At 62.4% G+C, this 15,892-nt stretch carries 13 protein-coding genes; 7 read left to right on the top strand and 6 right to left on the bottom strand.

The features are described 5' to 3' along the window. Window positions 1–17 precede the first annotated feature (17 nt). Window positions 18–842, top strand: a complete 825-nt coding sequence (locus COCCU_RS07555; RefSeq protein ID WP_156230946.1) for a GDSL-type esterase/lipase family protein — start codon at window positions 18–20, stop codon at window positions 840–842. A gap of 108 nt (window positions 843–950) precedes the next feature. Beyond that, window positions 951–2,654, top strand: a complete 1,704-nt coding sequence (locus COCCU_RS07550; RefSeq protein WP_156230945.1) for an AMP-binding protein — start codon at window positions 951–953, stop codon at window positions 2,652–2,654. A gap of 84 nt (window positions 2,655–2,738) precedes the next feature. Here the strand turns inward: COCCU_RS07550 and COCCU_RS07545 are convergent, their stop codons facing one another. Together COCCU_RS07545 and COCCU_RS07540 are read right to left on the bottom strand one after the other, a co-directional pair. Then, on the bottom strand, window positions 2,739–4,103 hold the full coding sequence (locus COCCU_RS07545) for a PFL family protein (RefSeq protein ID WP_156230944.1): 1,365 nt from the start codon (window positions 4,101–4,103) through the stop codon (window positions 2,739–2,741). 15 nt (window positions 4,104–4,118) lie between these two features. Continuing rightward, window positions 4,119–4,385, bottom strand: coding sequence for an ACT domain-containing protein (locus COCCU_RS07540; protein WP_156230943.1), 267 nt, complete (start codon window positions 4,383–4,385; stop codon window positions 4,119–4,121). A gap of 399 nt (window positions 4,386–4,784) precedes the next feature. Here COCCU_RS07540 and COCCU_RS07535 point away from each other — a divergent pair, with 399 nt between their 5' ends. Both COCCU_RS07535 and COCCU_RS07530 read left to right on the top strand, forming a co-directional pair. Further along, entirely contained in the window at window positions 4,785–5,438 is a 654-nt protein-coding gene (locus COCCU_RS07535) for an NAD(P)H-binding protein (protein WP_156230942.1), read from the top strand. 138 nt (window positions 5,439–5,576) lie between these two features. Then, a complete protein-coding gene (locus COCCU_RS07530) occupies window positions 5,577–6,263 on the top strand; it encodes an NAD(P)-binding oxidoreductase (protein WP_156230941.1) in 687 nt (228 codons plus the stop codon). A 14-nt stretch (window positions 6,264–6,277) separates the two neighbouring features. Here the strand turns inward: COCCU_RS07530 and COCCU_RS07525 are convergent, their stop codons facing one another. The 3 genes from COCCU_RS07525 to acnA all read right to left on the bottom strand — a co-directional run bounded on the left by COCCU_RS07525 (window position 6,278) and on the right by acnA (window position 10,683). Beyond that, window positions 6,278–7,039: a glutamine amidotransferase gene (locus tag COCCU_RS07525; RefSeq protein ID WP_156230940.1), complete on the bottom strand. Its 762-nt coding sequence runs from the start codon at window positions 7,037–7,039 to the stop codon at window positions 6,278–6,280. A 160-nt stretch (window positions 7,040–7,199) separates the two neighbouring features. Next, window positions 7,200–7,766 carry a TetR/AcrR family transcriptional regulator gene (locus tag COCCU_RS07520; RefSeq protein ID WP_156230939.1) on the bottom strand — a complete coding sequence of 189 codons (567 nt, stop codon included), beginning with the start codon at window positions 7,764–7,766 and terminating at the stop codon, window positions 7,200–7,202. 115 nt (window positions 7,767–7,881) lie between these two features. Next, the gene (gene acnA / locus COCCU_RS07515; RefSeq protein WP_197088310.1) at window positions 7,882–10,683 is read right to left on the bottom strand and encodes an aconitate hydratase AcnA; all 2,802 of its coding nucleotides are present in this window, start codon (window positions 10,681–10,683) and stop codon (window positions 7,882–7,884) included. 301 nt (window positions 10,684–10,984) lie between these two features. Here acnA and COCCU_RS07510 point away from each other — a divergent pair, with 301 nt between their 5' ends. The 3 genes from COCCU_RS07510 (at window position 10,985) to COCCU_RS07500 (ending at window position 15,126) form a co-directional block, all read left to right on the top strand. After that, a complete protein-coding gene (locus COCCU_RS07510; protein WP_156230937.1) occupies window positions 10,985–11,506 on the top strand; it encodes an Rv1476 family membrane protein in 522 nt (173 codons plus the stop codon). A 657-nt stretch (window positions 11,507–12,163) separates the two neighbouring features. Then, window positions 12,164–14,020 (top strand): DIP1281 family NlpC/P60 protein, encoded by a 1,857-nt coding sequence (locus COCCU_RS07505; protein ID WP_231598700.1) that lies wholly within the window; start codon window positions 12,164–12,166, stop codon window positions 14,018–14,020. Window positions 14,021–14,043: 23 nt separating this feature from the next. Beyond that, the gene (locus COCCU_RS07500; protein WP_156230936.1) at window positions 14,044–15,126 is read left to right on the top strand and encodes a ferrochelatase; all 1,083 of its coding nucleotides are present in this window, start codon (window positions 14,044–14,046) and stop codon (window positions 15,124–15,126) included. Here COCCU_RS07500 and COCCU_RS07495 read toward each other — a convergent pair. After that, entirely contained in the window at window positions 15,099–15,863 is a 765-nt protein-coding gene (locus tag COCCU_RS07495) for a hypothetical protein (protein WP_156230935.1), read from the bottom strand. The genes COCCU_RS07500 and COCCU_RS07495 overlap by 28 nt on opposite strands. Window positions 15,864–15,892 lie beyond the last annotated feature (29 nt).

The following is a 15,892-nucleotide window of genomic DNA, read 5'->3' as shown; positions in this document are numbered from 1 at the left end:
TGAAGGTGGTAATAAATATGAAGAAGAAAACTCTGGCGTCAATTCTCGCCGCGGTCATGGCAACCCTGGGAGTGGCGGCAGCACCCCAGGCATCGGCTTCCCCGAACTCTCTGGTTGCCTTCGGCGACTCCGTGATGTCCAACCCGGACATGGGTTCCTGGTTCAACAGTCGCGCCCTGGGGTCCTCCTCGGGCAGCAGCGACGGCCGCAATTGCCCTACCGACCCGAACAGCTTTTCCAAGCATGCAGCCTGGCAGCAGGGGATGGTCCCGCATGACTACTCCTGCACCGGTGCCTCCGTCTTCAGCGGCGGCAACCAATTGTCCACCCAGGTTGACTGGGCCATCCAGGATGGTCACCTTGATCGGGGTACCCGCGAGGTGCTGGTCAACTTCGGCTTCAATGACACCTACGGACCGCTGATGAATGGTGCCACGGAGCAGTGGATCCGGGACACCTACATCAATGTGGCCGCTGGCCAGGTCGACCGGATCAAGGCCGCCGCCCCCAATGCTGAGATCAAGATCGTCGGTTACCCTTCCATCACCAACGGTTCCGCGGTGTGCCTACTGCAGCTGGGAAATAATATCCGCACTTATGAGCCGCTGCCGATTGTCGCGCAGTCGGAGAACCTCATCCATTCCATGCAGTCCGGACTGGCACAGCGCACCGGGACCAAGTTTGTCGACATCCGAGCCGCCTCCCGCGGGCACGATATGTGCGCCCGGGACGGCCAGCGCTGGTACGGTGCCCTCTTCGACTTCGGTGAGTCGACCAACCTGCCCGTCCACATGACCGCCCGCGGTATGACCGAGGTTGGCGGTATCATCGCCCGCGCCTGAGGCGCCCCGCCGGATCCAGTGAGAAACGCACCGGATCCGGCCTTCTCTTTCATCCATCCCGTCCTGCTCGAGCGCGGGGCACTGACCAAGACCTGAGGAACATCCAACGTGGCAAAAAATCAACCCATCGGCTCCGCTCTCAATGTGGAGATTCCCCCCATGGAACTGGCCCGGCAGTTCATTGAGTCGGTGCCCTCGCTGGCGGGCGCTGGTGCGCTGGCCTTCCGTGGGGTCGGTGGTGTGGCCACCCTCGGTCAGTCAGTCACCCGATGGGGGATGTCCTTCGCCTTCCTTGCGGAAGCTGCTGCCAGCCACAGCCCGAAGCATCCCGCCATCATCGACGACATGGGCCAGATGAGCTACCTCGAGCTTCGCGACGGTGCCCGGGCGCTGGCCCGCGGACTGCAGGCCAGGGGAGTGCGTGCGGGCCACAACGTCGGTGTGCTCGCCCGCAACAGCCGGGTCAGCCCGCTGGCACTGATCGCCTGCGCCTACCTGGGTGCGAGCCCGCTGATCATGAACCCCTACTCCTCCGGAAACCAGGTCAGCGCCATCCTGAGGCAGTATAAGGGCATGGCCCTGGTGGCTGATGCGGAATATGTCGGTGAGATCGAGAACCTCGAGGGAATCCAGGTCATCCTCGGGTATAACCCGGAGCCGGAATCCCTGCCGGAGAATGTCTCCCGCTATCCCGGGATCATGGAGGTCATCGCCACCACTGATCCAAATATCCCGCTACCCTTCCGCCCCACCCAGCATCCCACCATCATCATGTCCTCCGGCACCACCGGCACCCCGAAGGGCGTGGTCCGGGGCGTGCCTAAGACCCCGCAGGTACTCGGCGCGGTTCTGCCGAAGGTGCCCTGGCGGCTCGGGGGAACTATCCAGCTCAGCGCCTCCCTCTTCCATGCCTGGGGCTGGCTGAACCTCAATATTTCGCTGCTGACCAAGTCCACTATGGTGCTGCGACGCAACTTCGACCCGGTTCAGGCGGTGTCCGACTGCATCGAGTACCGCATCAACGGAGTGGTCTCCGCAGCGGTGTTCCTCCGAGATTTCATCGCTGAATTGGAGCAGGCGGAAAATGCTGATCCGAAGGTCGCCCCCAAGGTGGGGCCGATGGAGTTCATAGTCTCCTCCGGCAATGCCATCCCGCCCTCACTGGTGCGCACCCTCAATGCTCGTTTCGGTCCGGTGGTGTGCAACTTCTACGGCTCCACCGAACATGGCCCCATCGCTGTCGCCAGCGGGGCGGAGCTGGCAGAGGATCCGGACCGTGCCGGTACCGTCGCCACCGGTGTGCGCACCATCATCCTGGATGAGGACCTCAATGAGGTGCCAGCAGGGCAGGTGGGTGAGATCTACAGTGCCAACTCTGAATCCATGCATGGCTACCTCTCCGAGAAGGACCAGGTGCGCTCCTACCGCGGCATGTTGGCCACCGGTGATCTCGGCTTCTTCGATGAACAGGGTTATCTTCATGTCCGCGGCCGTGCCGATGACATGGTGATCAAGGGGGGCGAGAATGTCTACCCGCGGGAACTCGAGGAATTTCTGGTCAAGCAGGAAGGCATCGCCGATGTCTTCGTCAAGGGGGTGCAGAATGACATCATCGCCGACCTGAACTGTTATGTGGTCCGGGACGACACCGAAGCCGGCCGCTCCTTGGACAATGAGGCGGTCCGTCAGCTGGCCGCGGATAACCTGGCCTGGCAGAATGTGCCCGATCACATCGTCTGGTGTGATCATCTGCCGCGTAATGATGCGGGCAAGGTGGTTCCCCGGGAACTGCCGCAGATCAAGCAGTCCTAGTTTTTAAGAAAGTAGCGGGCTCCTCACTTCCTTTCAGGGAGGTGAGGAGCCCGCGGGCTTTCTTCTTGAGGGTTCCGGCAATAATTAGTTGCGGAAACCGTGGACCGGGGAGGGGATGAAACCGCCGCGGTTGATGAAGGCGGAGTTACCCACCTGGTTGACCGGGATGACCGGGGCATAGCCCAGCAGGCCACCGAAGTTGACCTCATCACCCGGGACGGTTCCCGGCACCGGGATGACGCGTACCGCGGTGGTCTTATGGTTCATCACGCCGATGGCGGCCTCATCGGCGATCATGCCGGCGATGGTCTCGGCGGAGGTGTCACCCGGGATGGCGATCATGTCCAGGCCGACCGAACAGATGGCGGTCATGGCCTCAAGCTTGTCTATGGAGATGGTTCCGGCGCGGACCGCCTCGATCATGCCCTTATCTTCGGAGATCGGGATGAAGGAGCCGGAGAGGCCACCCACGCGGGAGCAGGCCATCATGCCACCCTTCTTCACGGCGTCGTTAAGCAGTGCCAGTGCGGCGGTGGTGCCGTGGGTGCCCACCTGGTCCAGGCCCATGACCTCCAGGATATTGGCCACGGAGTCACCGACCTCGGCGGTGGGAGCCAGGGAGAGGTCCACGATGCCGAAGGGAACACCGAGGCGCTCCGCGGCGAGATTGCCCACCAACTGACCGGCGCGGGTGATCTTGAAGGCGGCTTTCTTGATTTCCTCGGCGACCTCATTGAGGGTGGCGCCGCCCATGTTGGCGAGTGCGCGGGAGACCACACCAGGCCCGGAGACACCGACGCTGACCACGCAGTCCGGCTCTTCGATGCCGTGGAAGGCACCCGCCATGAAGGGGTTGTCACCGACGGAGTTGGCGAAAACCACCAGCTTGGCGCAGGCGATGGCACTGCGATCGGCGGTCAGTGCGGCGGCCTCCTTGACCACGCGGCCCATCTCGGCGACGGCGTTCATGTTGATGCCGGCGCGGGAGGAACCGATGTTCACCGAGGAACAGACCACGTCCGTCTCGGTCAGGGCCTGCGGGATGGAGCGGATCAGCTTCTTCTCGGCGGTGGTGCCGCCCTTCTCCACGAGTGCGGAGTAACCGCCGATGAAGTTGACGCCGACCTCCTTGGCCGCGCGATCCAGTGCCTTGGCCAGGTCCACCGGATCCCCGTCAAGCCCACCGGCGATCAGTGCGATCGGGGTGACCGAGATGCGCTTGTTCACGATCGGGATGCCGAGTTCCCGTTCAATTCCCTCACAGACCTCCACCAGCTGGCGGGCCTGGGTGGAGACGCGGTCATAGACGGCCTCACAGGTTTCGGCCATGGTGGAGCGGGTGCACTCCAACAGGCTGATGCCCATGGTGACGGTGCGGATATCAAGGCGGTAGCGCTCGATCATCTCGATTGTGTCGAGGATCTGCGTGCCCTTGTCATCGAATGCCATGTTGATTTCCGACCCTTAAATTTCGTTGACTGCGGTGAAGAATTCCTCGGACTGGATGCGGATGACCAGGTTCTCCTGCTTCTCCACAGCCTCCATCTTTTCCTGGACACCGGCGATGACCGAGTCCTCGGGAAGCGCGATATGCAGGATCATGGTGAAGAAATTATCCATGATGGACTGCTGGACATTGTGGATGTTGATGTTCTGCTCAGCGAGTGCGGTGGCAACTGCGGCAATGATTCCGGTGTGGTCGATACCGGTCACGGTCATGATGGCTTTCATAGTGGCCAATGTTACCTGGAGGGGGGAAGCTCAACCGACTGGGGGTTTGATCACACCATTTCTGGACATTGTGCCCCGGTCACCCCCACCCCCTGATTATTTTGCCCAGGAAAATTCTTGCCCGCTGAAGTTCGGGAAGGACACAGACAATGCTCTTTCCTGGGGGATCCCGCTCCTTAGGTGCAGCGGGGATGCCGGAAAAACGCCCCGTCCCTCGAACTTCCCGACACGTTCCGGAACCCCGGGTCTCCCTGGCCCGCCGAGCGAAAGATGAAGTGGTGACCGAAGTGGACCCCGGATCTGGGCAACATGTTCAATGGTTTCGCGCAGGGCCCCCTATTTTCTGGGTGGCAGGAATCGGGCGGGAAGTGAGTTGAGACCGTATCATCAGGAATTGTGATGAAACAAGCACTGATCCTCGGTGGTAATGGGACGGTGGCCCAGCTGACCACCCCGAAACTACAGCTCGGCGGATTTGAGGTCACTTCCGTGATCCACGATAAGGGTCACGTGGACACCATCATCGAGCTGGGTGCAGCCCCCGTGATCCAGGACATCACCCGCGCAGATCTGAAGACCTGGCAAGCTCTGCTCGATGGGATGGATCTGGTGATCTGGGCCGTCGATGGAATGGGCAAGATGCCCGCGGAAGCGGAACAGCAGGCTGCGATCCAGCTTATCGATGCCGTCGCAAACTCGCCCTATGCGCCCCGCCTGCTGCTGCTCAGCACCCGCGCGCATACCGCCGCGGAGGCCCGGTCAGATCCGAGCCTGGAGCCATGGCTGAAGGCTCGGTTGGCTGTTGAGGATTATTTCTGTCGCCGGGCACTGGAAGATGCCCTCCTTCTCGGGCCCGGTGGGCTCGTTGACGGAAATGGATCCGGCATCCGTCTGATTGACTCCAGTGCGACCCCTCACCCCTGGGTCCGACCCGGTGACACCTCCCGTGGCCTGGTCTCCCGGGTGCTCGTGGAGATGGCTTTCCGGGAGGATCTGCCGGTCTGGGGTCGCCTGGACTTCATCAATGGACACGGTGAGGTATCGGTCCTCTGAGCAGGGTACTCTCCTGACTTCAGCAATCTTTTCCGGGGTGTCCGGCAGCGCCCTGGGAGAGGTGGTCTGAGCGCTCCCCTAGGTGGGTTAGTGAGTTAGGTCCCTGCGAAGCTGCAGCAGCTTCACTAAGGTGGGGCCATGGCAGACAAGAAGAGCAAGAAGGTACTGATCATCGGCGGACACGGCCGGGTGGCCCTGATTGCGACCCCGAAGCTGATTGCTGCGGGTCATGATGTCACTTCCGTGATCCGCAACCCCAACCACGTCTCTGATATCGAGGCCATCGGTGCGACCCCCCTGGTCCGCGATATCATCGGCCTTGAGGTGGAAACCTGGGAGCAGAGGCTCACCCAATATGATGTGGTGATCTGGGCCGCCGGGCATGGCGACAGGGACAGTGTCGAAGGAACCTACGCTGTCGACCGGGATGCCGCCCTCACCTCGCTGGAGGCCATGCGTAACCTTTTGGCCCGCGGAGAGCACGTCCCGCGCTATCTGATGGTTTCCTTTTTGGGCTCGTTGAACCTGCAGGTCGACCCGGAGGACAGCTTCTACGCCTATGCCGAGTCCAAGAAGCAGGTGGACCGGGAGCTGCTGGCCGCCGAGGACCTGGATGGCCTCATCCTGGCCCCTGGCCAGCTGACCATGGATGATTCCCCCGGCGGAGGAACCCTCCTCGATCCGGAGAATGAGAGCCCCTGGGAGCGGAAGACCTCCCGTTACCTGGTGGCCGAGGTGATCACGGAGATGGTCGGCAGGGAAGAGCTGCCGGAGAAAAAGGTGCTGGCTTTCACGGACGGGAAGACCCCACCCAGCGAATTCTGAGCGGGATCCCCGCACTAACCGACGGGCGCCTTCTCCAGTTGTGGCTGGAGGGTGGCGCTGTTGTGTTCAGCGCAGTAAGTCACGAAGTTGCGCAGCACCTGGCGGGACCAGGTGGTGTCCACACTGGGCAGGTGGGCGACAATGGCTGCATAGTCCTCGGGGGAGAAGTAACCGTAGTCGAAGTAGAAGTCCATCCGATCCTTCATCGCAGCTGCGTCCATGTCAGCATGGAACTGGCAGGCCCAGGTCCACTCATTGGTGCGTATCATCTGCACCGGGCAACTGGGGCCGGTGGCCAATACCACTGCACCCCGGCCCGGCCGCTCGATATTCTCGGTGTGCCCGGTCAATGAGGTGAAACGCTCCGGAAGATTCGCGCTCAGCGGATCCCGTCGGCCGGCCTCGGTCAGTTCGACGATGGTGGGTCCGCTGCTTTCCGGGTGGCTGCGCCCCACCCGGCCGCCGCCGGCATAGGTCAGGAAACTGGCGCCATAGCAGACCATCAGGGTGGGGATGGACGCCTCGGAGAGGCGGGTGAGTTCTTCATGGACCTGACGCTGCCAGGGGCCATATTCGAAGTCGGTGACGTTCAAGGAGCTGCCGCCGACGATGACTCCGTCGAACTCACTGAGATCCCCGATCACCGCATCCTCGGAGTCGAGCATTCGCTGGGTCAGTTCCTCCGGCTCAAGCCCGGTGGCCTTGAGCACGTCCCGATACTCGGCGGCCGCAACAGCGGCGCCCTGACGTGGGGAAACAAGAAGAACTGAGAGCATACCGAGCAGTATAGACTAAGCGGTATGGTAATTCCAGAATCTTTGTTCTGACACAGTGTTGAGGTGACTGAGTCAATGCTTAAAACCCCCTCCGGACACTTTGTGGGAAAGTGTCCGGAGGGGGTTAGCTCCTGAGTCGGCATGATCGTCCGAGAGGTGCTCAGGTGCCGCGACGCACCGAATCTTCGACGAGTGCCAGCACCTGTTCCAGGTGCTCCACGGAACGCCCTGATGCCAGCCGGGAAAGAAATCCCTCCAGCATCGTGTCCAGGTAGACGTGCAGTACGTCGACGGGAACATCGGTGCGCATCCGGCTCTGCGCGGCATTGCGGGTGAGTCGAGTCAGTACCGCCTCATCGAGCAGTGCCTGATGCTCCTGCCACCGTGCCCGGAAGTTCTCATCGGTGCGCAGCATTCGGGTGATCTCCAGGCGGGTGGCCAACCAATCGTGCTTCTCCGGATGATGGAGGAGATCACGCATGACCTCCACCAGACCTTCCTCTGCAGCGACCTGGGCCATCCGTGCCGCATCCTCCCTCGCCAGGGTGAGGAAGAGGTTCTCCTTGTCTCCGAAGTGATGGAAGATGGCGCCCCGGGATTTACCGGTGGCCTCCTCCAGACGTCGGACGGTGGCACCCTCATAACCGAACTCAGCGAAACACCGGCGGGCGCCTTCCAGGATCTCGAGGCGTCGTCCGGATAATTCGGTGTTACTGACAACCGGCATTGAAGCCTCCTTGTCTGGGGGTCCCTGATTCGGAAACCCAAAAGGGGACCACACCAGCGACGACGGGCCAGGCCCGGGGTCGAGGTGCAGCCCCCTTTCAGCTGAGCGCGATGAACTAGGAGTTGATCATCTGGCGCAGAACGTACTGCAGGATACCGTCGTTGCGGTAGTAGTCGGCCTCACCGGGGGTGTCGATGCGGACAACTGCGTCGAACTCGACCTTTTCGCCGCTCTCCTTGGTGGCGGTGACATGGATGGTCTCCGGAATGGCATCGCCCTCATTGAGGGCGGTGATGCCGGAAATGTCGAAGGTCTCGGTGCCGTCCAGGCCCAGAGACTTCCAGGACTCACCCTCCGGGAACTGTGCCGGGATGACACCCATGCCGATCAGGTTGGAGCGGTGGATACGCTCGAAGGACTCGGCGATGACAGCCTTCACACCCAGCAGACGGGTGCCCTTGGCAGCCCAGTCACGGGAGGAGCCGGTGCCGTATTCCTTGCCACCGAGGACGACCAGCGGGGTGCCGGCGGCCTGGTAGTTCTGGGAGGCATCGTAGATGAAGGCCTGCGGAGCGCCTTCCTGGGTGAAGTCCCGGGTGTAACCACCGGAGACATCATCCAGGAGCTGGTTCTTCAGGCGGATGTTGGCGAAGGTGCCGCGAACCATGACCTCGTGGTTACCACGGCGGGAGCCGAAGGAGTTGTAGTCCTGGCGCTCGATACCATGGGCATCCAGGTACTGGGCTGCCGGGGTGCCGGGCTTGATGGTGGAGGCCGGGGAGATGTGGTCGGTGGTGACGGAGTCACCCAGCAGGGCCAGGACGCGGGCGCCCTGGACATCCTGCACCGGGGAGGGCTCGACGGACATGTCATCGAAGTAGGGGGCCTTACGGATGTAGGTGGAATCCTCATCCCACTCGTAGACCTTGCCCTCCGGCACATCCAAGGACTGCCAGCGCTGGTCCCCAGCGAAGACGTCCTTGTAGTCCTCGACGTAGAGCTCGCGGGAGATGGACTTCTGGATGGTCTCCTCGATCTCTTCGGCGGAGGGCCAGATGTCCTTCAGGAAGACGTCATTGCCTTCCTGATCCCGACCCAGCGGCTCCTTCTCGAAGTCGAAGTCCATGGTGCCGGCGATGGCGTAGGCGATGACCAGCATCGGGGATGCCAGGTAGTTCATCTTCACGTCGGGGGAGATACGACCCTCGAAGTTACGGTTACCGGACAGCACGGCGGTAGCGGCGATGTCGTTGTCGTTGATGGCATCGGAGACCGGGACCGGCAGCGGACCGGAGTTACCGATACAGGTGGTGCAGCCGTAGCCGACGAGGTAGAAGCCGAGGGCCTCAAGGTCCTCCCAGAGACCGGAGCGGTCGAAGTAACCGGTGACGACCTGAGAGCCCGGAGCCATGGAGGTCTTGACCCACGGCTTGGCCTTCAGGCCCAGACGGTTGGCGTTGCGGGCGACGAGGCCGGCACCGAGCATGACCGAGGGGTTGGAGGTGTTGGTGCAGGAGGTGATGGAGGCGATGGCGACCATACCGTGATCCAGGACCATTTCCTGACCGGCGTATTCGACCTTGGCCGGAGCGGTCGGGCGGCCAGCGTTGCCGCGGGCCAGGTTCGGGGCGTCGACAGCCACGGAGGGAAGATCGCGGGAGATGCCGCGGTCCCCGGTGCTGCCACCTTCGGCAACGAAGTTCTGGACGTCGGAGACACCGGAACCGTTGGTGTAGTTGCCCAGATCCTTACGGAACTGCTGCTTCGACTCGGCCAGGATGATGCGGTCCTGGGGGCGCTTCGGGCCGGAGATGGAGGGAACGACGGTGCTCAGGTCCAGCTCGAGGTACTCGGAGAACTCCGGTTCCGGAGCGTTCTCAGCGTCCAGCCACATGCCCTGTGCCTTGGCATAGGCCTCAACGAGGGCGATGGAGTCCTCGTCACGCCCGGTCAGGCGCAGGTAGTCGATGGTCTCGGTGTCGATCGGGAACATGGCGGCGGTGGAGCCGAACTCCGGGGACATGTTGCCGATGGTGGCGCGGTTGGCCAGCGGCAGCTGGGCGACACCCTTGCCGTAGAATTCGACGATCTTGCCGACGACGCCGTGGTTACGCAGCATCTCGGTGATGGTCAGCACCACGTCGGTTGCGGTCACACCGGCCGGGATCGCGCCGGAGATCTTGAAGCCGACGATGCGCGGAATGAGCATGGAGACCGGCTGGCCGAGCATGGCAGCCTCAGCCTCGATGCCACCGACGCCCCAGCCGAGGATGCCCAGGCCGTTCTGCATGGTGGTGTGGGAGTCGGTGCCGACACAGGTGTCGGGGTATGCCAGGCCCTCGTTGTCGAAGACGACGCGTGCCAGGTACTCGATGTTGACCTGGTGGACGATGCCGGTTCCGGGGGGAACGACGCGGAAGTTGGAGAAGGCGCCGGTGCCCCAACGCAGGAACTGGTAACGCTCCTCGTTGCGCTCGTACTCGATGTTGACGTTGGCTTCGAGGGACCCCGAGTTGCCGAAGCTCTCGATGATGACGGAGTGGTCGATGACCATCTCTGCCGGGTTCAGGGGGTTGACCTTGTCCGGGTCACCGCCGAGGGTCTTGACTGCCTCACGCATGGTGGCCAGGTCAACGACACAGGGGACACCGGTGAAGTCCTGCATCAGGACGCGGGCCGGGGTGAACTGAATCTCAGTGTTCGGCTCAGACTTCGGGTCCCAGTTAGCGATCGCGTTGATGTGATCGGCGGTGACGTTCTTGCCGTCCTCGGTCCGCAGCAGGTTCTCGCCGAGAACCTTGAGGGAGTAGGGCAGCTTCTCCATGCCGGACACAGCGTCGAGGGCGAAGTAGTCATAAGACTTCTCGCCGACTTCGAGCTTGCGCTTGGCGTTGAAGGAGTTCTTGCTTTCAGTCACAGTGAGCTCCAATGCTTCGGATTGTTGGGTGAGTTCTGCGGACGGCACCAACATCGGCTGGAAGTGGCAACCGCCAGAACACGCGACGGATCGCAATACCAAGTGTAGGGGCGAGTTCCATCGTCTGCTCCCAGTCTAACAGTACGCGCGTTCTGTTGTGGAGTATTGCCCCCTTCGGCGTGCCCCGCCCACCATCGTGGTGCCCCGATATATAACGGGGGAAGAGTTTCACCCCCCCCTGATTCACCGGTGAGGTCTGCTGACCCCTCACCGCCACCCAACCTGAGGATGGTCGCCCATCATGATTCCCGCCGATATCGATCTTGAGGACCTTGCGTTCCAGCTGCAGGAGGATCGGGTCGCCATCGGTGGGGTGGGCCAGGACTATCCGATCATGGAGGGGGAGCTGCTGGAGACGCTGGCGCATGCTGATGCCAGGGGTTTCGGCTCCACCGGCATCGTCGTGCTGGACCAGACCCCGGTTCAGGCTGCAGATCAGCGTGATATCGCCCAGGAGCTGCTCAATCTCACCGGCGTGGACACGGTCATCGTGCGCAGTCCCGGGTCGGGGGCGATTGTCAGTGATATTCATTCCCGCTCCGACATTGAATCGGCGCAGTGGCACTTCCTGGGAAATAATGACTATGTCGCCGCCACCAGGGAGCTGGTGGACCGCATGGTGGACACCCCGGAGCCGAGTTGGATTTTATTGAGTCTGCTGGCGATCCTTTTCTTCACCGCGGTGGCTGTTCTGGCCTGGTTCGGTCTCGGAAGGGGAGACAAGAATAAGGGGCGGGTCGTGGGGGAGCGGGCCACGGTTTAACAACTGTTAAAAGTCGGACAGAAAATCACAGTCCACTTCAACCCGTTTAGAGCCTTTCCATAACGAAACAACCATCGCCCTCCTCGACGGTGTTTAAAATTTTGCTGTCAATAAGGACGGCTGAAAAATTCCCTGGAAATTCTCCACCCAGGCGGCGCGGAAACTTAGACCTGGTCCTAGAGTCAAGCTTGAAGCTGTGATTTTTCAGGCAATCGCCATTAAGGCCCCTTTTGTTTCCCGCCCCCACAAATGGGGGTAGGTAGAGCGTTGACTGCGACATTCGTCACCTTTTTGAGATTTTCCCGTGATCTTGCAGGCAGAGAGGGCTGTTCAGTGCAGGTTCTAGACTTGAATGCCGCGACACCTGGGGCGAATCCTCACGCCTGGGGCCTCTGTGACTTATGGTTCACCATGTCGGTTCATGGGTCGAAAATTCCAATAGTGATCATCTCGAAATCCATTCTTAAGTCAAGCCTTAAGGCCTGATTTGAAAGGGCTTCTTGAAAATTCAGGCAGGTGGGGAAGCTTGCCGGGAGATTCAGGATCTCGGTTTAATCACGGTTGTGACCAATCCGTGGCCAAGGTTTTAAACGATCGACTGTCTCTGCTGAAGGGTATCAACCACCTTCACAAGAACTTCCGAGAAGAGGAGATCCTTTGGTATCCACCATTGGCGCCCCCGGGCAGCGTATGGGAGTGCTGCTCATGCGCACCGCAGCCGTATTCGCCTGCGGCGCCCTGCTCAGCCAGACCATCCCGGCGGTCGCTGCTCCGGTCAATCCCGATGACAAGAGCATTCAGCGTGCCGAGCAAGAGGTGGACAGTGGTACCGCCACCGTGTCCGCGCTGGCCGGCGAGCTCTCCCGCTCCCAGGACGAGATCAACCGGCTGGAGCTGGAGATCGGCGGACTGCGGGAAAGCGTCAACAAGGCGTTGGTGGACCTGCATGATGCACAGGCTGCCGCGGAGCAGGCGCGACAGTCCGTCATCGCCGCCCGCCAACAGCTGGACGGCACCCAGGACGAGATCGACGTGGCCCAGGAAAAGCTCAATGAGATTTCCCGGGCCGCCTACCGCAATGTTGCGAAAAATGGTGCGGTGACGGCCGCCGCCGGTGGCGACAGCGCCGAGGATGCGCTGGACCGTCAGACCTACCTTCGAACCACCGCCCAGAAGCAACGCAGCGCCATCGATGAACTCGATGAGCTGCGAACCCGTCAGGCCAATGAGGAATCCGCCCTACGCCAGGCCCAGAACCTCGCGGAGGAGCGCGAGGCTGCCGCGGAGCAGGCAAAGCTGGATGCCGAACGCCAGATCCGTGAAACCGGGGAACAGCTGCAGGTAAAGAGCACCGAGCGTGATCGCCTGGCTGCGGAACGCGATCAGGCTCAGGCGCAGCTGGACCGTTCCCGCGGGCAGGTCAGCCAGCTGGAGAACCAGCGCCAGGAATACCAGGAGCACCAGGCTGCGGAAGCTGCCCGCCGAACCGCGGAAGCCCAGGCTGCAGTAGCGGCCAAGGAACGCGGGGAGGCGGAAGCCGCAGCAACCAGGGCAGCCGCCGAGGCTGTGGCAGCACAGGAGCGTGCCGATTCGGAGGAGCACACCCCGACGGCACCAGAGACTGCTGAGGCCGCCGAAGCTGCAGCCCCCACACCTCAGGAAGCCGAGCCGGAGAGCGCACCGACGGCGGCAGTGGCAGCCGCCGAGGACGCTGCTGAGCAGGCCCGTCGTGAAGCGGAGCAGGCGGTTGCGCGGGAAACCCAGACTGAGCAGGTCCGTGATGCGGCCGTGACTGCGGCAACCGCCGCGGCCGCCGCCCTGATCGCCCAGAACACGGCCGAGCACACCACCCTGGACAACCCCTATCCCAGTGGGGAAGATGCCGCCGAGGTGCCCATCGCAGCGGTGCAGAACCCGGTTGAGAATGCCGTCATCCCGGAAGTCGCGCCGACGGAGGACGCCCCCACTGAGGCAGTCCCGGAAGCGCCCCCTGAAGAGGTCGTTGCAGAGGATGACTCCCTCTCGGCCGGGCCGGAGCTGGTGACCCTGGAGTCGGTCACCGAAGATGCTCAGGAAACAGTTGACGGTTCCCGGGAGGAACTGATTGAGCTGGCCATTTCCCGCGCCACCTCGCAGGTCGGTGTCTCCTATGCCTGGGGTGGTGGCGCTGCCAACGGTCCGACCCAGGGCATTCGTGATGGTGGAGTGGCCGATAGCCACGGGGACTTCAACAAGGTCGGTTTCGACTGCTCCGGCCTGGTGGTCTATGCCTTTTCCGGGGTGGGTATCGCACTACCGCACTACACCGGTTACCAGTACAATCACGGCACCAAGGTTGATCCGGGCCAGATGCAGCGTGGTGATCTGATTTTCTACGGTCCCAATGGTGAACAGCATGTCGCCATCTATCTGGGTGACGGGATGATGGTGGAGGCACCGCAGTCCGGTTCCACGGTTCAGATCTCCGAGGTCCGCTGGTCGGGAATGAGCCCTTCGGTGGTTCGTCTCATCTAAGCCACAATTGATAGTCTTGGTTCATGTCTGACACAGGGACTCATAACTATGACGCGCTCCTCCTCCTCTCCTTCGGTGGCCCCGAGGGAGAGGAGGAGGTCGTTCCATTTCTGGAGAATGTCACCAGAGGCCGTGGTATCCCGCGGGAACGCCTCAAGCAGGTCGGGGAACACTACTTCCACTTCGGCGGGGTCAGCCCACTGAATCGCCTCAACCGGGAGATCATCGATAATCTCCAGACCGAGCTGGCTGACCGTGGCCATCAGCTTCCGGTTTACTTCGGCAACCGGAACTGGCATCCGATGGCGGAGGACACCGCCGCCCAGATGTCGCGCAATGGGGTGCGCAACGCCCTGGTGTTCGCCACCTCCGCCTGGGCAGGTTACTCCGCCTGCCTCCAGTACAGCGAGGATATCCGTCGGATGCGTGAGTATCTCGGGGAGGCGGAGCTGGCGGAGATCAATTTCACCAAGCTCCGCCAGTTCTACGACCACCCCCTGTTCATCGAGACCATGGCGCGCCACGTACGGGCCGCCTTTGACACCCTCCCTGAGGATCGGCGTGCCGACGCCCGTCTGATCTTCACCGCCCACTCGGTGCCCGATGCCGCCGATGATGCGGCGGGTGGCCCCGGCAACGGCAACCTCTACTCCCGCCAGGTGATGGAGGCTTCCCGTCTGGTGGCGGAGGCGGCGGATGTGGATACCTGGGACCAGGCCTGGAACTCCCGTTCCGGTAACCCCGCCACCCCTTGGCTGGAGCCGGACGTGGTCGACCACCTGCAGCAGATCCACCGGGACGAGGGTGTCACTGCCATGGTGGTCTGCCCGATCGGCTTCATCTCCGACCACATGGAGGTCATCTGGGATCTCGACTCCGAGCTTGCCGACGCCGCAAAGGAACTCGGCGTCGACTTCGCCCGGGTCGACACGGCGGGAGCCACCCCGGAGTTTTCCCGCATGGTCGTCGACATCATTGAGGAACTGCTTCGCGACGCCCCGCCCGCCCGGCTGGGTACGCACACCCTCTCCGGCTGCACCGTCAACGGTGCCCCCTGTGCACCAGGCTGCTGTCAGGTTCAGCGGCCGAAGTCCGCCACCGCGTAGGAGACCCCGGCCATCCGGGCCTGCCGGATATGGCGCCACAGCCCCAATAGATGCGGATCCAGGGAATGCTCGGACATCCGCTCCTTCACGGTCTCGATGATGGCCGCCACCCGATCCGCCCGGGCGAAGAGTTTCGCCGCCCGCGGCGGGGTGGCACCCGGTAACCCCGGCATGTCATAAAAGTCCGCCAGAGTACCCACCGTCAACCGCGGATTATTCAGGGTGTTGCTGCGATAGCCGGCGGACTCGATCAGGTGTGCCGCCTGTGCGGTGGCCTGTGCCAGCAGCTGATCGGCTTCACCGGGGGAGAGATGGGCTGGGGCCGGCAGAAGGCCGGTCTCCCGGAACCATTCCCACCTCGTGCCGATTTCACTCTCCTGGGGTACCAGCACATGGTGGGTCAGTGGATCCTGCGTCCGGAGGATGATGGCACCCATCCCATTGGCGGCGGCTGCCCGGGCGGATGCCGAAGCAGCTGGCAGTCCCGGGGCTTCCCCCGGCCCGGACAACATCAGGCGCAGTACCGGTTCCTCATCGACCCCGAGTACCGGCTCGGTGGCCGTCCTGATGCCGGCCAGGAAGTCGGGGAAACCGCGGCCGTCGCTAAGGGACTGCTCACCGCCCAGGGATTTCAGGGCGGTGATGAGCTCATCGGTGGATTCCAGACCATATAGCCAGGCGGCGAGCCAGACGGCCGTGTTCTGGAGTGGGGAATAGACATTGGCGCGAATATCCATGGTGGGAGGAGTCTAGCCGATAAGGTGGA

Source organism: Corynebacterium occultum (genome assembly GCF_009734425.1).
Classification (GTDB): Bacteria; Actinomycetota; Actinomycetes; order Mycobacteriales; family Mycobacteriaceae; genus Corynebacterium; species Corynebacterium occultum.
This window is presented reverse-complemented; position numbering and strand designations above follow the sequence as displayed.